Below are 20,737 nucleotides of genomic sequence, written 5' to 3'. Positions count from 1 at the left end.
AATGAATGATTTTTCAGCCCAACTTAGTCAATATATTTTGTCCCGAATTGATGAACAGATCGAAACTTCTGTTAAAAGAAGTTTAGAGGTTAAAACGGTAACGGTTGATTTAAAGGGACTGGTAGCAATGACCCATATGTCAAAATCATTTCTTTATAAGTCGGTTATTGATACGCCTGAATTTTTAGCTGCTGAACATGATTTAGGAAATAAGCGACTGTGGGACGTTAAAAAGGTATCTGAGGCATGGGAGTCTTATGTTGCTAAACATGGCAAGCCTGGTACACAACGGTTGCCAACATCTCTTAGAAAGGAGTTTGGTTAATGAAAGCGAGTAGTTTAGGCGAAGTTCTTGCTGAAAATATTTTGCTTCGTAGTCAGCGATTAGGATTAGGTTTAAGTGACCTAGTCCAGAAAACCGGTCTTTCTAGGAATGCTCTTTGGTATATTCGCAGCGGTCACTTGGAGACAATTAGATTTTCATCACTAAGTCGAATTTCTGAGGTATTGGAATGCGAGCCGTATGAATTGCTGAAACCAATTGAATTGAGGAGGTGATTAGTGTGGTTGCAACTTTGCCAACATGGACAGTTTATGTATTGTTTGGTGCGATTGCATTTGGTATCGGATATCAGTTTTGTAAGTTTTGTGAAGATCCAAAAGCATGGCTAAAAGATTGGTTCAGTTAGAAGGGATGAGAACTATGAAAAATGAGCAAAGAAAAAGCGCTGAACAACGGCAATTGTCCAACGCAACGAAAAAGAGATTGTTTGTATGTCAAAACATTCTATACGTTATAGTATAGTCCACAACGAAGCTGGATGCAACGAATTATGGAGGGATTGGGTTATGGAAAACACAACGACTAAAGCCGTTGAATTGGCCAAGCTACGAGTGGCTGGTTTAAAACGAGCCATTGATGATGAACCAAGCGCGGATGTTAAAGCAGCTATGCTGACCTGTTTGCGCCGTGAGGAAGATCATTTGAGCGATTATGCAATGACCGGAATTTATGAGGAGGAATAGCAATGAGTGCGTTACCAAAACTAGATTTAGAAAACGAATCAACGGAAGTCGAAAAGCCCAAATTTGAAGTTCATGATTTGAGTTCAGCTACCTGGGTGATGCGTAAACTGTGTGATTTTAATAATCAGGATACCGAGGTTAAACGGGTTGCCCAAGAACAAATTGTAGCGATTCAAAAGTGGCAACAGAAGGAATTAGAAAAGAACGAGAGCAGCCGGGAATACATGGAAGGACTATTGTCCGACTATTTACATGATATGCGTCAAACGGACCCTAAGGCCCGTATTTCAACACCATACGGTACGGTTTCCACTCGTAAGCAACGTGAAGGTGTCAACTGGCCGAATGATAAGAAGTTGGTACAAAGTTTAAGTGATCAGGGATTAACCCAGTATCTTAAGCCAAATCCCAAGCCAGATAAAACTGCCATTAAAAAGGATTTTCATTTTGTTGGTGATCACTTCATCAGTAATGACGGCATGATTCTCGATGGTCCAACGATTAAACCAGCCAGTGAAACGACAATGTTTAAATTTAATGAATAAGGGGGTGTGTCAACCATGAAGTTTTATCAGGATGGAAATATCCCCCGTATTCCCAGCATGTATTTTATTTATGGTGATGGTGGGACCGGAAAAACAAGTTTATTGAAACAGTTTAATGGACATAAATTACTTTTCAGTTTTGACCTATCAAGTAATGTTTTAATCGGTGAAAAAGATACCGATGTCCTGATCTTTCAAAAACAGGATATGCCACGAATTCAAGACTATGTTTTTAAAATGGTTAATCGTGTCATTGCTAACAGTAAGTATCAGGTGATTGCACTCGACAATGTCTCAGCACTTCAAAACTTTGTTCTGGAGAATATTGATAATGCTTCAAAGGATAATCGCCAGAACTATCAGAAGTTGCAGCTTTGGTTTCGGCAACTGGGGACAATTTTAAAGGAGAGTGGTAAGACTGTTTATGCGACCGCCCATCAAATTGATAATGGGACGGCTGGCATTACTGGCGATGGTCGTTATGCAGCTGATATGAATGAGAAGACGTTTAACGCATTTACCAGCATGTTTGATGTGGTGGGCCGAATCTACGTTAAAGATGGTCAACGGATGATTGATTTAGATCCAGAGCAGGGGAATCATGCTAAGAACCGGCTAGATAATCGGAAATTAATTCATGCTGAAGAACTAATTCAGCCTAACAAGCTAACTGAAGAGGAGATTGAAAGAAATGTCATTGTTCACAGTTGATTCAAATAATGTTTTTGGAATGAGTGTCCAAGAGGCTGGCACTTACAATGTTAAAGTGGTTAAGGTTCAAACAACCACGACCAAGGGACGAGGTTTACCAATGTTAACCTTGGATGTTGAAGTAATAGATGGCAAGTATAAGGGTGGTCAAATTCGTTATCAAAACCTCGTTTGGGACAGCAGTGATGAGGAACACTTAGAGACGTCGATCAAACGGTTTAACACCTTCTTGGTTGCTTTGAGAGTTAAAGATGGTGCACGGGTTGATAGTATTGGCCAAATTGCTAAAGCAGCCCAAAATAGTCAGTTATCTGTTGAAACTGAATGGGGTGAACCTAATAATAGTGGTCAAGTTTATTTACAGGTCCGTGGATACCATCCACTTAATCCGGATGGTAGTCAGCCAAATGGCGTTAAGCGTCCCAATGCTGGTCAAAATCCTAGTCGATCAATTTCAAATAACACTTCAAACCAGGAAATAAATCATTCAACTGACTCTTTTGGTAAGGATGACGGCATTAATATTTCAGATTCGGATTTACCGTTCTAGATTAGTCACAACAAGTGGTGGGTGGGAGGAATAAATGAAAGGAGGTTCCAGTTTGGATTACTTTAAGCAACGACGAGCGTACCGTAATTTGAAGATGTATGAAATGAGTATCAGTAACGGCCAAAATAATCTGTATCGCGAACTATTAGACTACGCGAACGACCAAGGCAAGTTGGATGACACATTTCCCATGAAGAATTCTGCACTGCTCAGTCTTACCGGTTTATCTGAAGCTGGAATCAAGAAAGCACGTAATGAACTTGTCCAAGACGGATTGATTGGATACGTACGTGGGCGAAAAAATTCATTTGCACCAAAATATCGCATCATAAAACTTTATAAGGATACTATCAGAGCTACTACAAGCCCAAAAAATAGCCCAAAAAGTAGCTTAGAAGGTACCGATAAAGTAGCTCAGACAGTACCCCAAACGGTAGCTCAGACAGTAGCTCATAAAAGACTTACTAATACAGACTCTAACCAGACTAATAAAAACAAACGTCCCCGATCTAAAACATCGCGGACCTATGCGCCGACTGAGCGGCCGTATCAAATTGCTGAGCATCTTTATAAGCGGATTCGTGAACATCAACCAGACCTAAAAAAACCGGATCTACAAAAGTGGGCAGATGAAGTTCGCCTAGCTCATGAGCGTGACAAACGGGCATATGACAAATTTGCCAAGCTGGTTGATTGGACCCAAGATAACGATTTCTGGCGGGCTAATATTTTATCAACCAAGAAACTGCGTGAAAAATATGACGTTCTAACAGGACAAGCCAATCGTGAATATAAGCAAAAACAAGCGCACATTAAAGAAAAATTGCCGGACTGGGCCCAGGATGAGTCTAGGAGTGCGCCAGCTAAGCAACCGAAGAGGAAAGTTTCCGAGGCGGAAAAACGGGCAGTTCAAGAAAAGTTAGCGCAGTTTAGACAGACTGCCCCGACTGAGGAGGCTTGATGATGACAAACATTGCCTGGGCCAATCAAATGCTTAGATTAGCAGCCAGCGAAGTTCATCCTGATTGGTTATTAGAGTGTTATAAAAATCAGATGCGGGTAGTAATTGCTCATGGCGGTAATCAGTATGACGATGACTGTCGAGAAATTTATCGGCGATTTGCCATGATGGTACTTTTAAACCAATACCATGAAGGCTTTATCAGTGGTTTTGAATGGAATCCCGACTTGGAAGCGGAAGATTATTTAGACTTCAAAGCCGCTATTGCCAAGCAGAAAAAGAAGGTTACAGACAGATGACCCGTTTGATAGCTAAACGTCAAGGAATGGACCTGATTATTCACTTAGATCACGAGCCAAGCCTGGATCATCTGGAGACGGTTAACGGCCAAACGAATCAAGTCTGGGTGGATCTAACGTTTGCCGATCCTCGCAAAGCTAGACCGCGACAACGGCGGTTGTTCTTTGCCTTGCTGAATGATATTTCGGAGCACTTCATTGTGCCACAAGAATTTTTGAAGGAACTGTTTTATACTCAATATGAGTTTTACACTGCCGGTAAGTCCATTAGCCTGTCAGACGCCACTACATCGTCAGTCAGCGATGCTAATCAATTGCTCGACTTAGTGGTTGACTTTGTGTTTGAATGGCATGTGCCCTTAAGAAAAGGTTATAAACTCATACCAAAGAATGAGGAGTATTATCAATATGAATGCTGTCGTCATCGAGTGTGTGCGATTTGTGGGAAAGCGCATGCAGATATTCACCACTGGGACGCTGTGGGTACTGAAACAAGAGTACTGGTTGATCATCGCGAACACCGATTTATGGCTTTATGTCGCAAGCATCATGCGGAATTCCATCAAATCGGTGAACAAGCTTTCATTAATAAATACTACGTCCAACCTATTAAGCTCGATGAGGTAACCTTGATTGAGTTAGGTGTGATGACGCGACAGCAGATGGATAAAATAGATAATCGGGGAGGTTAAGTAATGAGTCGGTTACTTGAAAATAAAATTGCTCACTATCTGTGGGTAGTTAAGCAGCATAAGCAGGCCAATAAGAATTATTATCATGAAATATTAGCTTTAGTTCATTGTTGTGATGATCGTTATCAATCAATCAGAAAAGCACCGGACAATTCACCAGAAATGTTAGCCCTTCAGCGCAGACGAGCCCAACCACCGGAATTGCATTTTCCGGAACGGACGATCAGTGATTTACCACAGTGGGAAGCTCTAGAAGTTCATCAAGAAGCAGTTGAACTTTATTACCGTGGCTATGATAGTGCCACGATTGGACACATTTTGGGACTCAAAACACAGATTTGTCGTAACATTATTTATGAATATCAAAATCAAATTAATCGTGATAATAAGAAGGTGAACTCATGATTCTGGCAATTAAAGATGGTCAATTTCATATGATTAACAGTCCGGTGAAAGTTGTGGAAATTATTCGAAATGACAATCACCCATTAGTTAGTACTTGGATGGTTAAAGACGCTATCGCCAAACATCGTAAGTTGTTTGGTTGGAAATTAATTGAGGAGAAAAAATAAGAAAGCGTGAAAAGCAATTCACGTATAAATCCAAAAACAGCTGTTTTTGCAACAAAGGGGAAATAAAAATGCACCCAAAAATCAAATTTAGAGCGCGGGGTAAAAAAACTCATGAATATTTTGATTTGCAACAATTAGTTCTAATACGTCAGTTGGAGGTTGTAATTTTACTTATTGGCCTGCAAGGTTTTGGGAAATACCCCCAAAATCCAGATCTATGGAGGAGAGTAAATGAACCACACATTGCTTAAAGATACTCTTATTAATAGCCTAATTAAGTCGCTACCTTCATATGTTCATCTTTATTCAGGATATGATATTATTCATAAGAATTTCAAAATAGAGCATGACAAATCTCGCCATGCACTTTCTTTTCATAATTATTGTGATTCATCGCTAATTTGTATTATTAGCTATCATGACGGTGAAATTGATGTCTATAATTTAACACTATCTAAAAGCAAGCAGCAATTTAAACAAGATTTGCCAATGATTTATTTAATCATGAACCAGGGCGGTATTTTGGATAGTTTGCCGCCTACTGATGAATGGTAGATCAAGAATTAATAAACAAAAAAGGCTTCCGTTTCCGGAAGCCGAAGTGATGCAATTAATGGCAGATTAATTATAACATTAACTAAAGCTTATTAGAAGGGGTGCCAGACTTGGACAATCAAATGGACAGCTTATTTCCACAGGTGGATAGAGACAGAACGGTTGAGAATTGCAAACACTTTTTGGGGAGCTTATTTCCAAGGATGCTAAGGGCAAGTGGCCTGACCTCAGCTAACTATGATGCAATGATTGCAAGGTTGAAATCGCCAGCGATGGACGGAATGCCCAAATCACCAACCAAACTGAATAATGCTGATGCCACAATTGTTCGAAGAGTCTACGCCCAACAAATCGTCAAAAGAACGGTTGAAGCAATTGATAGATGCGATAATGTTAGCAAAGAGCTTCTAAGCATGCGATATTTAGATAACTATACGGATACAATGTGCTATATGACTATTGGTTATTCCCGATCACACTACTTTGACCACATCAAGCCCAGCGCGTTGCTACAATTTGCCGATACGTATCTTTTGGATGATTTACATATTTATAAATCAGACTTAAATCAGACTCAAAGTGGACTATGATCGGACTGTTTATACGAATTTATGAGGTATATTGGTATTGTGGAATTTGTAAGAGAGTTTTACAATACTAATATAAAATGTGTGGCTGAGTACGCAACAATGCGAAATGGTACGGTATGAAACTGCCGTTGTGGGGTTCGATTCCTTGCCAGTCACGTTGCTTACGATAAATAAAATTTAAATCCGTGTTTGTGTCTAATCACACATCGTAAGTAAGTAGTCCATGCGTGGAAAGCATGGACTTTTTTGTACAAAAAGCTGCAGGTATTTAAGTCACCTGCAGCTGGAACTTTATTCGTCCCCCAATCCTATTATACCATTAAAGTTAACGCTTTCAAATGTGCAAAGAGGGCATAAATATGGTCACATTGATTATTTAATATTTATCATATGCTACCAACCATTTTACTGAATATTATCGAGGCAAAGATCGACTTATCAGTTTAGAAAAAAGACAAGCTATCGGCTTGTCTAAAAATTCAAAACTATTTGTCAGTCTTCTTTTTAAGATCATTGACAGTATCTTTAACAGTTTCTTTAGCATCAGAGAGCTTCTCTTTAGCCTTGCCAATAAGGCCCTGTCCCTTACCTTCAGCTTCACGAGCTTTGTCACCGGTAATTTTACCCTCAGTTTCTTTAGCTTTACCACTAACTTTATCCTTAGTGCTATCTGCTTTATCTTTTAAACTCATATAAATAACCTCCTTATTAGTTACTACGATTATTATCTTTCTAATATTCAAATAATGCAATTGATTTGATTGCTAATAAGTTAACATGAACACAAATTCATAGTAATGATCTATTAGTTATTTTTACAATTCCTTTTGGGCAGCAAAAATTTGGCTTAGCTTTTTAATGATTTCATCGTTTTGTGCAATTATTATCCAGTTTTGTTCAACTAATGCTCTTAAAAGACCAGTTGTTTCCAACGTGGTCCGATCAATAAAATAATTTTTGCTATTATTTTGCCTTAAAATATTTTTTCGATCTAGTTCCCCTAAAATTGACTCAACGGCTTCGGCAGTTTCTGGACTAACGTTTCCCAATCCTCGTTCACTAAGTAACTGGTAAATTTTATTATTATTAAGTATGGTCATGACAGATGCCTCCTTAAGCAATTGCACGACAAACAAACATACCAAAACATCTATCCATATTATCCCACGTTAAACTGTTTTTTTGAAATATGACAACTAAAGAATGATGAGGCGTCAATTTATGAGTAAACATAACAAACATACGAAGAATCACAAGAAGTCAAAGATTAAAGATCGTAAGCGGAAAGTTCTAGCAGCTAGACGCCTGAATAAACTTGAATTGAAGGAGAAAAAGCTTAATGACATATGTTAATTCTGTTACGAAAACCGAAGCAAATGGATTGCTAGAAGTAATCAATCATGGGAATGCACATGTTAAACTACCACGATATTATCAAAATATCGTTACTTATCACAATGATGAGCAGTGGAAAAATTCAAGGGTCTATGAATTTAACAATGGTTTATATTTACAAGATGTAAACAGCGATAATGAGACGTTCTATGATCCAATAATTGACGGCAATAATGACTATCAACCTAATGCCGTGCAGATTCATTTAAATAATCATCAGCGGTACCTAGTTGAGGAATTGAACATCGCTGGTGGTAAAAACGGTTCGGAATTAGGACGGATTATCACAGACCAGGACATTAAACGCAAGTACGTGACAATTAAGAATCTTGATCGTGGGTATATCAAATCAATTAAAAAGCATGAAAAAAACATCACTGTTATTAAGATGTTTGACGGCTCGGAAATTCGTTTGTTTAGTATCCCGTCAATGCACGGTGTTGCTCATATTGAGGATGAATTTTGGAACTAAAAGGCCAAAACAAAAGAGACTCTTAACTAATTTCTAGCTAAGAGCCTCAGGCCTTAAAGCCTATCTATTTACTAGATCATGCTATATGCACAACCGGTACTAAATACCTGTAATTTAATTGTATCACGAAGGAGAGAAATAATGACTAATCGGGAGAATGCAGATTTTAATAAGATTGTTGACGAACTATCAAAACTAAAGCCTGAAGTATCTAAGATGATTATGAGCGATAAGGTTACTAATTCCGCCATTCAGCAAGAGTTAAAAGATGGGGATATTGACCAAGAAATTCGCAACCATGCGGAAATTATGACCAAAGCATATGACAATTTCTCAAATGTGCCATTGATTGGTAGTAATTATGATTACCTGATCTTTATCATGCTAAAAGAGGTTTGGGGAGACATCCCTATCCCATACGGCTCAGATAATTTTATAAAATAATTAGAGGTGAGCAAGTTGGCTAAGTATACTAAATGGTTAACAAAAGAAGGCTTGCTCAAGCTGGAAGGCTGGGCACGTGATGGCCTGACTGATGATCAAATAGCAAGGAATGCAGGAATTAACCGCACAACATTATATGCGTGGAAGAAAAAATATTCCGACATTTCCGACACCCTAAAAAAGGGGAAAGAAGTTGTTGACCGACAAGTTGAAAATGCGTTGTTTAAACGTGCTACTGGTTATGTCACCACTGACCATCAGTACAAAGTGGTTGACCTTGACGATAATGTATTGTGGGCACGCCGAAATAAGGCGAAGAATGAGTTTAAGCTTAGTCACCCTGAAGCAACTGATGACGATATCAAAGAATATGTGTATGAGCATGTACCCACTCGTGAACGAATTGAGCTTTATCAAAACGAGCATACTGTTCCACCAGATAGCACGGCGGTCATTTTTTGGCTTAAGAATCGGAAACCGAATGAGTGGCGTGATAAACGTGAAATTGGCTTGTCTGGTCGCGTTGATTCCTCATTCGATAACTTGGGCACAGACGAGTTAATCAAGCATTTAGAAAAGCTAGAAGGTGATAAAGATGGCTTGGAACCTAAATAATCCTAAAGAACAGGCAGAATATGGTATTGAGTTGGCATTAGCTCGACGAAAGTATGAGTATTACTTTACTTTATCGCATGAAAATCGTTATAAACTCTATCCGCACGTTAAACTAATCTGTTCATACCTGCAGCGCATTATTAACGGTGAAAAACTGTTCCTGTGTGTGGAGATGCCACCACGTCACGGCAAGTCAGCCAGCATTACTGAAACATTTCCGAGCTACTACTTGATGAAGAATCCTGATAAGGAAGTTATGATGGCGGCCTATTCGGAAGATTTATATACTAAGTTTGGCCGTAAGAATCGTGATAAATTCATGGTTTACGCCCCGCAAATGTTTAGCCTACAGCTTTCACAACAGACAAGTTCCGTTTCAGACTGGGGAATTAAAGGGCATTCCGGTGGGATGTACTCAACTTCAATTCTATCTGGTGCAACTGGTCGTGGTGCTGATCTGTTAATCATTGATGATCCGATTAAGAACGCCCAAGAAGCAATGTCCAAGACAATCCGTGACAAGATATGGGAAGAATGGCAATCAACCTTTTCAACTCGTCTACATGCTGATTCTTCTTGCATTGTCATTATGACTAGGTGGAGCGACGATGATCTAATTGGCCGTTTGCTTAAGCAGAAAGCACGACCGTGGATTGAGTTAAAGTTGCCAGCAGTATGTACTGAATCGGATGATTTATTAGGTCGTGAAATTGGCGACACACTCGCACCACAGAAGCCGTTAAGCTATGACAAAGCCTGGGCTGAACAAACAAAGAAGAGTGTTGGTGCTCGAACATGGGCGGCATTATATCAACAAAATCCCATCCCTGAAGGTGGTGGCGTATTCAAACCGGATTGGCTTCGTTACTACGTGCCTAACGAACAAATTAAACACCAATTAGGATTAGACGATAGCGTGGCGATTTTGCCACGCTTTTTAGATACTCAAATTCAGTCTTGGGATGCCACGTTTAAAAGTAAAGAAAATGATGATTATGTAGCTGGTCAAGTATGGGGTGCCCGGGGTGCTGATCGTTATCTACTACATCGTGAACATGCTCGTATGGACTTTACGCAAACGCTGAATGCTATTCGACGAGTAACCAAGATGTACCCGAAAGCTTCACGGAAGTTTATTGAAGACAAAGCCAACGGGCCAGCCATCATTAACACGCTTCAGCATGAGATTGGTGGCATTATTCCGGTTGAACCGCAAGGTGGCAAGGAAGTGCGAGCATATGCCGTTACTGCACAGTTCGAGGCTGGTAATATCTACATCCCTCATCCGGCTTGGCGACCTGAGATTGACGATTATATTACTGAGCTAACGAGCTTCCCAACCGCAGCCCACGACGATGAAGTTGATAGTACGACGCAAGGACTAACCTACATGGAAAAGTCTAATAACCTATTTGCACGATATGGAATGTGAGGTGACACAGTGTGGCAAACAAACGCATCAAACGGAAGCAAGCACCTAAGGATTCGCTGGATGAAAAAGTAAAAATCGTTGACAGTATGGCCGATGATCATAGTGCTTCGGCTAAGAGTTACAGCAATCTTGTGCCACACGGCAATTATCGCCAGTTAGATGATAACCAAATACAGCAACTTGACCATGATAACCACGTCGCTCATATGGTGATTACAATGCCAGCAACCGATATGACGCGAAATGGCTGGGAGTTCACGTCTGACAATGAAGACCTGGACGATTTGATTAACCAAAAACTCAAAGATTTAAATAGCCAGAATGTTTTTGCCCAATTTCTAAGTGATCGCCTCAAGTGGGGCGATTCGTTTATTGCGATCGGTGGCATTGAGAACCAAAAAGATGATGATTCATCTAAACCACTGGATCCTGACGCCTTATTAGATATTCTGTACATTCAACCGTTCGATAGACGGATTGTGGGTAACATCATTACTAACCTATGGCCGTTTAGTCTAACGTATGGCAAAGAAGCCAATATTCAAGTTTCAGTAGGCAATTCAGCCTATGATCTTGAAAACAACACACAGACCGAGAATGGTCTGATGAAGACCATTGACGCTTCACGATATATGCATGCGGAATACGGGCGTGATGAGGGCGATGATCAGGGACATTCAATTTACGAAACAATCTTTGATGCTCTAAAGCTAGTTGATATTGCTAACTGGTCGGTGGGGCAAATCATGAACGATCTTTCGTTTAAAACCTATTCATCTAATAGTATTGATACTGCCAGTGCAGATCCCAAACAATTAGCGAAACTATCCGGCATGATGAATTATCAATTTACGACTGAATCACTGGCGTTAATTGGTCAGAATGATGAGGTTGCTAAGGTTGGCACACAATTAACCGGTGTTGATTCATTAATTAGCTTCATGTGGGACAACTTATCGGCAGCCACTAACATTCCTAAAACCGTTTTATTAGGTCAGCAATCGGGAAAGGTATCTGGCACACAGACTGATGTGCAGAACTATTATTCTTATATCAAATCACAACAAGAAAACATTCTAAGACCATATCTGGAGCGTTTAGTTCGCTTGCTACTGAAAGCTAAGAACGTTGGCAATATTGACCCGGACAGCATCGACTGGCAGCTGAACTTCAACCCACTTTGGGAACAGGATTCACTAACAAACGCACAGACATCCCTTGCAAAAGCACAGGGATTATCCTACTTGGTTCAATGTGGCGCATTAAGCCCTGAGGAGGCACATGATGCCTTCCTTGATACGGATAAGAACAATGCTACTAATGCATTCACAGGTGATTCAGCAGACGCTATTAAGCCGTTTGAGCAATTAACCGATAGTGAGAAGAATGACCTAGTTAAAAAGTACAACGGTGAGACCGCTAAGCATAAAAACTGGTTTAAGAAGCTGTTTAAGTAGGTGACGGCATGGCAAAGTTGATCAAAGTACCCAAGGAATTGTTACCGCACATTGTGCCAACACGGTTCTGCTTTGGATTAGAGACACGCTATCACAAGTACATGGACAGCTTGTTGAAGCATTGGTTTCAACGAGCCGACCAATTGTGGCGATACACGATTGTCCCGATTTACAAACAATCAGCCATTTATCAAGACGACGACGCTAACGACAGTGTGGCTGACCAGCTCAGGGCAGCCATGCAGTACTTAGAGAACCAATTAGAGTCCGGACTCAATGACATTACTTTAGAAGCCTGGGTTAGCGAGTTTATTAAAGATGTTGATAAGTGGAGTTATAACGGGCTGAAAGTTCAAATGGGACCGCAGCCCATCGACCCAATATCATCAGACAGGTTTTTAAGGCAGTATACCCAAAGCAAGATTGCGGAGAATGTTAGTCGCATTACGACCTTACATGATCAATATGCCCAACAAGTCGAATCAACCGTTTTTAATGGCGTTACCAAAGGTCAAGGAACGGGCGAAATTGCTAAGGAAATTGCCAAAATTGACAATGTAACCAGTGCGCACGCTCATCTAATTGCTCGTGATCAGACTGGCAGCATTCTCGGTCAAATCAATGCGCATCGTCAGCAAGAAGCTGGTGCCGATTATTATATCTGGCAGTCAATGGAAGACGCCCGTGTGCGTGACTTGCATCAATTACTTGACCAAAGCTTACAAAGGTATGGTAATCCTGCTGGCGGTGATAATGGGATGGTGCCAGGTGAACCGATCCAATGCCGATGCGTTGCGTTGCCAGTGTTTGCTGACCAACTTCATGAATATCAAGCACAAGGATTAATTTAATAGTGGCTAGTGCAAAGACATGATGTGGTGCAAGCCCACATAGTCACATTACTAGGGATGAGGCGTTCAGAAATGGACGTCTTTTTTGATGCCTAGCAAAATTAGGAAAAGGAGATTCTATTATGGCACAAGACAGTAGTTCAAGCAGTGATGCAACAACTAGCTCAGTTAGTTCTGCATCAAGTAGTTCAGCACCAACCAGTTCCAGTGCTTCATACGCTGCTTCCACTTATCCAAGCAGCTCTGCATCAAGTACTCTAGCTAAAAGTGATGCGCCTACTAATTCAGCACCGGCTAGTTCATCAGCTGTTTCTCCAGTTGATGAGGTATACTCCGAAGATCCAACGGTACGTGCGCAGCAAGTAGCCTCTCACTATGGCAATTTGAGATTGACTAATCAGCAGAAGAATTTCTGGGTTAATTATCCCAACGACTGCACTTATTATGAAGATGCAACTTACCAAGTTCAAGAAGGCGAGTCAATTGCCGATGTTGCCAATCATTTCAAGCGTGGATCTGAACAGTTACGTTGGTACAACGGCATTCGCAAGTATCGCAAGGTTCAAGTCGGGCAAATCATCTATTCACCAGACCGTTACTTCATGGTTCCACTCGGCGAATAGAAGGTGGCAGATTTGAAAACTGTTACCAGATATGACCGAATGGCAATCATGGATTCGACGATTGACGACGACGGTTTTTTGAATATCACCGCTTGTCCAATTGCTAAGCCAGGTGTGTTCCCATATCGCTTTTCTGATGGGTCTGAATTGATGGAAGCTAAGCTCCCTGATGACATTTTCTCACCTGAGACAGTTCAATCGGCTAATTCTAAGCCAATTACGAACGATCATCCTAATGAAACGGTTAAGCCATCAAATTATAAGAGGTATGCCGTAGGGATGACACACAATGATGCGCAGAGTGATGGCAGGCATTTGAAAGTATCGATGACGGTGGCTGATCAGAAAACACTTGATCAGATTCGAGATGGTAAACATGAGCTATCCATTGGTTTTCTAGCCAACGTTGATGAAAACCCAGGTGAATACCAAGGAACTCGATATGATGCCGCACAAAAGAACATCAAAATTAACCATATTGCGATTGTTGACCATGGCAGAGCCGGACATGATGTTAATTTGTTTGGTGATTCTGCCGAAATGGTTCTAGATAAACATAAATCGAATGGAGGGAATCAAATGACCAAGTTAATGCTGGATTCAGGCGATACTGTTGAACTTGAATCAGATGCAGCGGACAAAATTCAAGCTCAAATTAAGGCTTATAAGCAACAGATTACTGATGCTAAAGAGCAAGCCAAGCAGAGCAAAGAAACCGCTGAAGAAACTGAAAAGAAGCTTAAGTCTGCTAAAGACGATAAAGAGAAGGCTGAAAGTGATGCTACTAAAGCTAAGGCTGAAAAGGATGCTGAAAAAGCTAAGGCTGAGAAAGCCAAGCAAGATGCTGCCGACAGTATTCAAGAAGCCGTAAAGAATCGTTTAGCACTCGAAAAGAAAGCTAAGAAGGTTCTAGGCGACTCATACGAGTTTGAGAGCAAAGATGATAAACAGATTAAGGTGGATGCGATCAAGAAGTTGAACGACAGCTTCGATGAGAAAGATAAGGATGATATTTACATCAATACTTATTTTGATGCTATGCAAGATGTCGCAAAAAATACCGGTTTTGATAACGCTGGTGGCGAATTCCATAAAGATAGTGCCAACGAAACCAAGCTCGGAAACAATCTCGATTTGTATGATAAGAAATTTGGAGGTGAAAAGTAATGCCTAATTATATTCCCCAAGGAACTGGTTATGTCTCCGGTCCATTAGGTGCCGGAACAATTGCCAGTAACCAACCTTATGTTGTGAATACTGACCATGCAGCCGATGTCGTTCCATTCGGCATTGCGGTAACTAAGACTAATAACGTCATTGCACCTGCCGCTAACGGTACCGGTGTTTACGGGGTAGTGCTTAATCGTTACTACATTCAGAGCTGGGATTCCCGAGACGTTGAACAATGGGATGCCAAGGATGAGATTCCGGTAATGCGTTCTGGTGCGGTTACTGTTCAAATTAGTGCAGATGTAAAAGTTGGCGACCCAGCAACAGTTGGATCAAATGGTATTTTCAAGACTGCTGTAGCTGGTGATACGGTGATAGGACAATTCCTAGACAATGGTAAATTTAACACTTCGTCAGTTTCTGATACTGATTTTGGACAAGTTTCCACGGCACCGGTGCAACTTAATCTTGGAGCACCTTACACTATTGCACATGGATCATAGAAAGGTCTGAGTTTAAAAAATGGCAAATTCACATGTAATGCTGGAAGCCAGAGATTTGAAAGCCATTGATAAGACTATTTATCAAGCGCCTCAACAATCACTTCTAGCTCGAAGTTTAATTAAGCCTTATACGGATATCCCTCAAGGCGCAACATCTTATCGTTACTACGTATCTAGAAGTTTTGGTAAAGCCAAGCTTGCTGATGAACGTTCTAATGATATCCCGATGGTTGATACTGACTTAACGCCAGTTGATAGTTCTATTTTCCGAATTGAAGTGGGCGCAACTTGGACGGACGAGGAACTTAAGCAAGCTCATTTGGCTGGGTTAACCCCCAATGTCACCAAAATTGCAACTGCTGCACGAGCAATCGCTGAGAAAGAAAATTCAATCTGCTTTGTTGGTGATCAAACCAAGGGTATTAACGGATTGTTTAACTCACCAGATAGTACGGTTACCACAAATACCGCTGGTCCGTTTTCAGCAATCACTGATTCAGCAGCCATCGTTGAAGTTCTCCGTAAGGCACGTAAGACTTTAACGTTAGTAAATGGTTTCTCCAATATTAAACCGGTTCTGGGCTTGGCTCCTGATGCTTATGAAGAACTCAATCGTCGTTACAGTGATTACGACTCACGTTCAATCATGGCAGTTGTTCAAGCAAATGGCTGGTTCTCAAGCATTGTTTCAATCCCTGAACTCAAAGGTGCCGGAACTGATGGCAAGGATTCATTAATTATCTTTGATAACCAACCCGATACCGTTCAAATCGCGATTGCTGACCCAATGAGTCGCTCACAAGAAGAGATTGTCAACTTCTGGACTCACCGGATTGCTTTGTACGAACGATTAGGCGGCATTATCTTGCGTCGCCCTTATTTGGTAAACCGTGTCGATAACGTTTAGGAGGTGCTACTTTGGTCAAAGTTGAAAACAGAACTCAATTTAACCGTGTAATTAATGGTGTGATGATAAAACGAGGCTTGAATAACCTGCTTCAAAAAGAAGTTAACAAGGTTAAAAAGGCCCTTGCCGATCCGCTCATTAAGCCATTGGTAGCTGACGGACAATTAATCGTTGAGGACGTTTCACAAATTGCTAAGGATACACCAGCAACCAGTGCGACGACCTACGCACCAATTGAAACGCCAGATGTGGCAAACATGAATGTTGCGGATGCTACTAATGCAATTAGAACGATTTCAGATGAAAGTGTTTTAGAAGCACTATTAAAATCCGAAACCACCAGTGCAAATCGTAAAGGCGTTGTAGATGTTATCAAAGCAAAACTAAAGTAAGGGGATGAGCTGAATGGCAAATTACACAACGATTGATGCCGTTAAAAACTCGGCTCCTGATACGTTTGAGGATGTTGCCGAAGCCACCATTCAGCAATACATCTCTGATGCGCATATCAAAGTGACTCATGATGGCTTCTCAACTACCGATACTGACATTCTGGAGATGGCAGAACGTTACCTAACCATCCATAAGTACATTGTTGGCACGTCCTCAACGTTAGTTTCTGCTGAAAAAGTTGGGCCAATTCAGGTTACTTACTTTAAGGCTGGTTCACAGGACTGGTTAAAGTGGCTGCAACTAACGACCTGGGGAGCTGATTATTATCGCTTATGGTCGCTATATGGTGACAACGGTATGCCACGTATCAGTTTGGCGGTGTTACCACAATGAGTTATAACCATCTGGAAAGAGGCATTCCTGAACTAAAGAAGCTGATGCATCGGGAGTTGTTCGTAGGTGTTCTGTCAGAGGAAGGCGGCAATTTGGCAATGATTGCGCATGTGCTGGAATTTGGTGCACATATCAAGCCGATTAACAGTAAGTATCTGACTATCCCGAGTGAACACGTGCCACGTGGCAAAAGCGCTAAGGATTATGACAACTTACATCTTAGGACAAGGGGCAATGGTAAAGGTATTCTGGTCGATGATTCGGGGCAAGTAATGTTCTATTTGGTCAAGGAAGTCATAATTCCACCTCGACATTACTTTACTGAGACTTATGACAAACGGTTTAATGCTTGGACTAAAGAATATCGCAACCAAATCCATGAGATTGTCATGAGTCGCCAAACGGCTGAGGGTTGTATGCATCATATGGGCAACATCGTTGTAGCAGACATTCGAAAAGCAATCATAGGATGGAAAACGCCTCACAATGCGCCAGCCACAAAGGCTCGCAAGCATGGTGTTGATAATCCCCTGGTCGATACTGGCCGGTTAGCTCAATCAATTATCTATGAAGTAAGGAAGTTCTAATATGCGTTTAAAAATGGGTAGCATCGTCAAGAAAATGGGTGTGCCAATTCAAATTTATAGTGCTGACAGTGATAAGGGTGCGTCTAGCGGCGGCTTTAAAACGCATCAGTTAATTACTGATAGAACGCCTGACCTTGAAGCCAAATGGGCACTCGTACCAGTTGGGACTTTTGCTGCTATGACTTGCCAACGAAATACTGGTACTGATTTGGATTTTGACATGGAACTAGTCGGTACCAAGTTTTCCCCTAAAGATTCTGTGGTTGTGGATGTCCGAACGGGAATGAAATATCTCATTAAATCAATTACAGATTTTCAGGGATATTCCGATATCGTGATTTATGAATTGAAGGTAAGTGATAAAGATGAGCCAAACATTTAGCCATCTGGATTTTATGAATCGCATTATAGCGGTCATTAAAGATGCGACTGGATTAGAAACCACCTATGGCAATAGCAATGATAAACGACCGCCGTTTCCGTACTTTGCCATTGTCCCGTTTAACTCACATCAGTTAGCCACCATTGACGTGGTTGAAAACGAACTGTTCTTCACTGGAGTCCAAATTGAATCGCACGCCCAATCGCCTTATGAAGCTCAAGACAATCTTGAAGCTGTTCGTAAGGCGATTTATCGTCCTGACGTATTAATTGAGTTTAGTAAAGCCAACATGCGTCCCTACAAACTGGATTCGGTGGTAGACAACACAGTTCTAGCGAATCAAACCCAAGATTACAATTTTCTATTTACAGTGACTTACATCGTTCGCGACGACTACACGGTTGCCGATCAATATAAGCCGCAAATTACTCAAACAAATATCAAAGAAAACAAGGAGCGTGATTAATAATGGCAACTACGTTAGTGCCACAAATCGCTGATGTTGTTATCAATATTCAAGAAATCATTCCCGTACCCAATGTTGGTTATGGAAATCTGCTAATTATGACTGAGCAAGCCGCTACGGGATATACCGCACCCACTGGGGCAATTGCATCAGTTACGGGTGGCAATTATAAAGAATATACATCGCTTGACGAGGTAGCGACTGATTATGATGAATCATCAGCCCCATATGCCAAGGCCAAGGGTTATTTTGATCAAACTGAACACGGCAATTACCTCATGATTGTTTCATATCCAACAGGCAAAGCATCTGATACCTTGGCTGATTTTTTCTGGAATGGCTGGTATTTTGCTGTTCTGGATAAATTCGACGCTAATACGGCAACTGAGTTAACTAACATGTTCGAAACTAATGCCGGTAAATTCCTACTTCTACAAGTTGAGGATTACACCACGTTAGCTACTTTGGGTTCCCAAAATTACACGATTGGCCTTCAGCATCCGGCAAATGAACCATTGGATGCTGGTCTAGTTGGTGCGGTTGCCTCCCTTACTGTTGGTTCTCAAACTTGGAAGTTCAAAAATGTGGCCGGCATCACACCTCAGCAGTATAACAATACACAATTTACAGCAATGAAAAAAGCGCATGTGATTGTGTACTTTACCACCACTGGCAGCTCCGTTGGTGAGACTTCCGAAGGCTTCACATTATCCGGTGAGTATATCGATAACCTGCATGGCGAAATCTGGGTAAAGGTTGAGATGCGTAATCGGATTCAGGCCCGCTTACAAGACCCTAAGAGCGGCAAAGTTTCCTATGACAAAGTGGGTATTGATACACTGGAACAGATTGTTCGGGACGTGCTTAATGATGCCTGGAATAACGGCATTATCTTAACCGGTGCTGATGGTAAAGGCGCTTATGATACTGATTTCAGTACTCGTGAGCAACAGTCACAAACCGATATTTTGGCACGTGCTTATAACGGTGGAACATTCTCGTATACCCGTTCCGGTGCTATTCATAATGTCACAATCAACGGCTCGGTAATGAACTAAGGAGGGATACAACATGGATAACAGTGATAACAGCGGTTTGATGAGTATTTATAATGCCAAGAATGTGTCGATTATTGTCGATGGTATTTCCCTTTTTGGCTTTCAATCAGGTGATATGGTTGGCTGGACTCAAGCTGAGGATAACGTCAACTTGGTTATTGATGCTCAAGGAACCGGTACAGGTTCTGAGTCCAATGACAAGCATGGTACTGTGACGGTGCATTTGTCACAAGCTTCTCCAAAAATGAAAGATCTAAACGACTTGTTGGCAGCATCCAAGTACTTCTCATTTACTGCTAAATCAGACAATGAAATGATTGAATCAAAGCATAGTTGGGTAACTAAAGCGCCTGATGGTTCATTCTCAAACACTTTAACTGCCCGTGATTGGGGATTAACATGTGTTAACCTTGGCTATTCGGTAATCTAAGTTACTCAAAAAGGGTTGCTACTTTGGTAGTTACCCTTTTGGGTACATACAAATATTAAAAATAAATGGAGGATTTTTATCATGACTGAGACTACAAAGAAAACGGCAACTAATGATGTAAAGGTTCGTTTACGACAACATAAATTCACTTTTAAGAGTGCGCCACTGAAACCAGATGGCACCGTAGATCAAGAAAATGAGAAAGAGATTTCCGTCACAGAACAATTTCCAGGTCGTCGCCAGGCAATTGCAATCCTTGATGATTCACGCGGTTCTGCTGGTATGATTCGGGAAAGTAATTTTTTGGATGCGGTCTTTAACAAGAAAAGCAACATTTTGATTTCACCGCAAACTTTGAACTGGGCTTACTTCGATACGCATACTGGTTTAGAAGACTTCTATCTAGAAACAATTTCTTTTCTTCAAAACTAGTTTTGGTGAAGCAAATACTTTTCTAGCTGAGAAGATGGCGCAAGAAGACGAGACATACTGGTACATTAACGAGGCGCTGGGTGTCGATATCAATGAATTAAAAGAAGCAACCGCAACGGAGCTGGAGTACTACATTAAACTGGCCGATTTGCATTACAAGCGATTGCAAAACGTAACTGCCGGTGGTGTGAACACTGGCCTTTTTGGTAAATAAGGGGTGTGAGAT

35 protein-coding genes are annotated in these 20,737 nt (G+C 41.1%); 33 read left to right on the top strand and 2 right to left on the bottom strand.

What is annotated here, in order from left to right:
* Position 1 precedes the first annotated feature (1 nt).
* From FC85_RS04280 to FC85_RS04225, 14 genes are all read left to right on the top strand, one after another.
* Complete coding sequence (locus FC85_RS04280; RefSeq protein WP_057864319.1) at positions 2 to 325, top strand: hypothetical protein; 324 nt, start codon at positions 2 to 4, stop codon at positions 323 to 325.
* A complete protein-coding gene (locus FC85_RS04275) occupies positions 325 to 558 on the top strand; it encodes a helix-turn-helix domain-containing protein (RefSeq protein ID WP_057864318.1) in 234 nt (77 codons plus the stop codon). Before FC85_RS04280 ends, FC85_RS04275 begins: the two co-directional genes overlap by 1 nt.
* 5 nt (positions 559 to 563) lie before the next feature.
* Positions 564 to 689 carry a hypothetical protein gene (locus FC85_RS16180; protein ID WP_263862679.1) on the top strand — a complete coding sequence of 42 codons (126 nt, stop codon included), beginning with the start codon at positions 564 to 566 and terminating at the stop codon, positions 687 to 689.
* 160 nt (positions 690 to 849) lie between these two features.
* On the top strand, positions 850 to 1,026 hold the full coding sequence (locus FC85_RS15870; protein WP_169788439.1) for a hypothetical protein: 177 nt from the start codon (positions 850 to 852) through the stop codon (positions 1,024 to 1,026).
* 2 nt (positions 1,027 to 1,028) lie between these two features.
* Positions 1,029 to 1,571 (top strand): host-nuclease inhibitor Gam family protein, encoded by a 543-nt coding sequence (locus tag FC85_RS04270; RefSeq protein ID WP_057864317.1) that lies wholly within the window; start codon positions 1,029 to 1,031, stop codon positions 1,569 to 1,571.
* A 15-nt stretch (positions 1,572 to 1,586) separates the two neighbouring features.
* A complete protein-coding gene (locus FC85_RS04265) occupies positions 1,587 to 2,282 on the top strand; it encodes an AAA family ATPase (RefSeq protein ID WP_057864316.1) in 696 nt (231 codons plus the stop codon).
* Positions 2,263 to 2,832: a DUF669 domain-containing protein gene (locus FC85_RS04260; protein WP_057864315.1), complete on the top strand. Its 570-nt coding sequence runs from the start codon at positions 2,263 to 2,265 to the stop codon at positions 2,830 to 2,832. The genes FC85_RS04265 and FC85_RS04260 overlap by 20 nt, the downstream gene beginning before the upstream one ends.
* 34 nt (positions 2,833 to 2,866) lie before the next feature.
* Positions 2,867 to 3,793, top strand: a complete 927-nt coding sequence (locus FC85_RS04255) for a DNA replication protein DnaD (RefSeq protein WP_147008566.1) — start codon at positions 2,867 to 2,869, stop codon at positions 3,791 to 3,793.
* A gap of 2 nt (positions 3,794 to 3,795) precedes the next feature.
* Positions 3,796 to 4,092: a hypothetical protein gene (locus FC85_RS04250; protein WP_057864313.1), complete on the top strand. Its 297-nt coding sequence runs from the start codon at positions 3,796 to 3,798 to the stop codon at positions 4,090 to 4,092.
* Positions 4,089 to 4,784: a putative HNHc nuclease gene (locus FC85_RS04245; protein ID WP_057864312.1), complete on the top strand. Its 696-nt coding sequence runs from the start codon at positions 4,089 to 4,091 to the stop codon at positions 4,782 to 4,784. Before FC85_RS04250 ends, FC85_RS04245 begins: the two co-directional genes overlap by 4 nt.
* Before the next feature lie 3 nt (positions 4,785 to 4,787).
* Positions 4,788 to 5,189: a hypothetical protein gene (locus FC85_RS04240; protein WP_057864311.1), complete on the top strand. Its 402-nt coding sequence runs from the start codon at positions 4,788 to 4,790 to the stop codon at positions 5,187 to 5,189.
* Positions 5,186 to 5,356 (top strand): hypothetical protein, encoded by a 171-nt coding sequence (locus tag FC85_RS15660; protein WP_157051266.1) that lies wholly within the window; start codon positions 5,186 to 5,188, stop codon positions 5,354 to 5,356. Before FC85_RS04240 ends, FC85_RS15660 begins: the two co-directional genes overlap by 4 nt.
* 231 nt (positions 5,357 to 5,587) lie before the next feature.
* The gene (locus tag FC85_RS04230; protein WP_057864309.1) at positions 5,588 to 5,911 is read left to right on the top strand and encodes a hypothetical protein; all 324 of its coding nucleotides are present in this window, start codon (positions 5,588 to 5,590) and stop codon (positions 5,909 to 5,911) included.
* Between the two features lie 122 nt (positions 5,912 to 6,033).
* Entirely contained in the window at positions 6,034 to 6,501 is a 468-nt protein-coding gene (locus tag FC85_RS04225; RefSeq protein WP_057864333.1) for an ArpU family phage packaging/lysis transcriptional regulator, read from the top strand.
* Positions 6,502 to 6,986: 485 nt separating this feature from the next.
* Here FC85_RS04225 and FC85_RS04220 read toward each other — a convergent pair whose 3' ends face one another.
* Both FC85_RS04220 and FC85_RS04215 read right to left on the bottom strand, forming a co-directional pair.
* Positions 6,987 to 7,193, bottom strand: coding sequence for a CsbD family protein (locus FC85_RS04220; RefSeq protein WP_057864308.1), 207 nt, complete (start codon positions 7,191 to 7,193; stop codon positions 6,987 to 6,989).
* Between the two features lie 123 nt (positions 7,194 to 7,316).
* Positions 7,317 to 7,601 (bottom strand): hypothetical protein, encoded by a 285-nt coding sequence (locus FC85_RS04215; protein WP_057864307.1) that lies wholly within the window; start codon positions 7,599 to 7,601, stop codon positions 7,317 to 7,319.
* Between the two features lie 239 nt (positions 7,602 to 7,840).
* Here FC85_RS04215 and FC85_RS04210 point away from each other — a divergent pair, with 239 nt between their 5' ends.
* From FC85_RS04210 to FC85_RS04120, 19 genes are all read left to right on the top strand, one after another.
* Positions 7,841 to 8,368, top strand: a complete 528-nt coding sequence (locus FC85_RS04210) for a hypothetical protein (protein WP_057864306.1) — start codon at positions 7,841 to 7,843, stop codon at positions 8,366 to 8,368.
* A 141-nt stretch (positions 8,369 to 8,509) separates the two neighbouring features.
* Complete coding sequence (locus FC85_RS04205) at positions 8,510 to 8,812, top strand: hypothetical protein (RefSeq protein WP_057864305.1); 303 nt, start codon at positions 8,510 to 8,512, stop codon at positions 8,810 to 8,812.
* 15 nt (positions 8,813 to 8,827) lie between these two features.
* A complete protein-coding gene (locus FC85_RS04200) occupies positions 8,828 to 9,427 on the top strand; it encodes a transposase (RefSeq protein WP_057864304.1) in 600 nt (199 codons plus the stop codon).
* Positions 9,408 to 10,859, top strand: coding sequence for a phage terminase large subunit (terL, locus tag FC85_RS04195; protein ID WP_057864303.1), 1,452 nt, complete (start codon positions 9,408 to 9,410; stop codon positions 10,857 to 10,859). The genes FC85_RS04200 and terL overlap by 20 nt, the downstream gene beginning before the upstream one ends.
* Positions 10,860 to 10,870: 11 nt before the next feature.
* Positions 10,871 to 12,316, top strand: coding sequence for an anti-CBASS protein Acb1 family protein (locus FC85_RS04190; protein ID WP_057864302.1), 1,446 nt, complete (start codon positions 10,871 to 10,873; stop codon positions 12,314 to 12,316).
* Between the two features lie 8 nt (positions 12,317 to 12,324).
* Positions 12,325 to 13,167, top strand: a complete 843-nt coding sequence (locus FC85_RS04185) for a minor capsid protein (RefSeq protein ID WP_057864301.1) — start codon at positions 12,325 to 12,327, stop codon at positions 13,165 to 13,167.
* Between the two features lie 122 nt (positions 13,168 to 13,289).
* Positions 13,290 to 13,790, top strand: coding sequence for a LysM peptidoglycan-binding domain-containing protein (locus FC85_RS04180; RefSeq protein ID WP_057864300.1), 501 nt, complete (start codon positions 13,290 to 13,292; stop codon positions 13,788 to 13,790).
* 12 nt (positions 13,791 to 13,802) lie between these two features.
* Complete coding sequence (locus FC85_RS04175; RefSeq protein WP_057864299.1) at positions 13,803 to 14,957, top strand: DUF2213 domain-containing protein; 1,155 nt, start codon at positions 13,803 to 13,805, stop codon at positions 14,955 to 14,957.
* A complete protein-coding gene (locus FC85_RS04170; protein ID WP_057864298.1) occupies positions 14,957 to 15,463 on the top strand; it encodes a structural cement protein Gp24 in 507 nt (168 codons plus the stop codon). Before FC85_RS04175 ends, FC85_RS04170 begins: the two co-directional genes overlap by 1 nt.
* 19 nt (positions 15,464 to 15,482) lie before the next feature.
* On the top strand, positions 15,483 to 16,370 hold the full coding sequence (locus FC85_RS04165) for an encapsulin (protein WP_083484954.1): 888 nt from the start codon (positions 15,483 to 15,485) through the stop codon (positions 16,368 to 16,370).
* Between the two features lie 11 nt (positions 16,371 to 16,381).
* Complete coding sequence (locus FC85_RS04160) at positions 16,382 to 16,762, top strand: hypothetical protein (protein WP_057864296.1); 381 nt, start codon at positions 16,382 to 16,384, stop codon at positions 16,760 to 16,762.
* A 13-nt stretch (positions 16,763 to 16,775) separates the two neighbouring features.
* Positions 16,776 to 17,156 carry a DUF4054 domain-containing protein gene (locus tag FC85_RS04155; RefSeq protein ID WP_013728207.1) on the top strand — a complete coding sequence of 127 codons (381 nt, stop codon included), beginning with the start codon at positions 16,776 to 16,778 and terminating at the stop codon, positions 17,154 to 17,156.
* A complete protein-coding gene (locus FC85_RS04150; RefSeq protein WP_057864295.1) occupies positions 17,153 to 17,743 on the top strand; it encodes a hypothetical protein in 591 nt (196 codons plus the stop codon). The genes FC85_RS04155 and FC85_RS04150 overlap by 4 nt, the downstream gene beginning before the upstream one ends.
* Before the next feature lies 1 nt (position 17,744).
* The gene (locus FC85_RS04145; protein ID WP_057864294.1) at positions 17,745 to 18,125 is read left to right on the top strand and encodes a hypothetical protein; all 381 of its coding nucleotides are present in this window, start codon (positions 17,745 to 17,747) and stop codon (positions 18,123 to 18,125) included.
* Positions 18,109 to 18,591, top strand: a complete 483-nt coding sequence (locus FC85_RS04140) for a phage neck terminator protein (protein ID WP_057864293.1) — start codon at positions 18,109 to 18,111, stop codon at positions 18,589 to 18,591. Before FC85_RS04145 ends, FC85_RS04140 begins: the two co-directional genes overlap by 17 nt.
* Before the next feature lie 2 nt (positions 18,592 to 18,593).
* Entirely contained in the window at positions 18,594 to 19,649 is a 1,056-nt protein-coding gene (locus FC85_RS04135; RefSeq protein ID WP_057864292.1) for a DUF3383 family protein, read from the top strand.
* Positions 19,650 to 19,662: 13 nt separating this feature from the next.
* The gene (locus FC85_RS04130) at positions 19,663 to 20,079 is read left to right on the top strand and encodes a phage structural protein (protein ID WP_013728202.1); all 417 of its coding nucleotides are present in this window, start codon (positions 19,663 to 19,665) and stop codon (positions 20,077 to 20,079) included.
* Positions 20,080 to 20,160: 81 nt separating this feature from the next.
* Positions 20,161 to 20,511, top strand: a complete 351-nt coding sequence (locus tag FC85_RS04125) for a hypothetical protein (protein WP_057864291.1) — start codon at positions 20,161 to 20,163, stop codon at positions 20,509 to 20,511.
* A gap of 34 nt (positions 20,512 to 20,545) precedes the next feature.
* The gene (locus tag FC85_RS04120; protein ID WP_057864290.1) at positions 20,546 to 20,725 is read left to right on the top strand and encodes a hypothetical protein; all 180 of its coding nucleotides are present in this window, start codon (positions 20,546 to 20,548) and stop codon (positions 20,723 to 20,725) included.
* Positions 20,726 to 20,737: the final 12 nt, after the last annotated feature.

Source organism: Lentilactobacillus diolivorans DSM 14421 (genome assembly GCF_001434255.1).
GTDB classification, from domain to species: Bacteria; Bacillota; Bacilli; order Lactobacillales; family Lactobacillaceae; genus Lentilactobacillus; species Lentilactobacillus diolivorans.
Note: the sequence above shows the minus strand (reverse complement) of the source record. Positions and strands in the feature narration are given on the sequence as shown.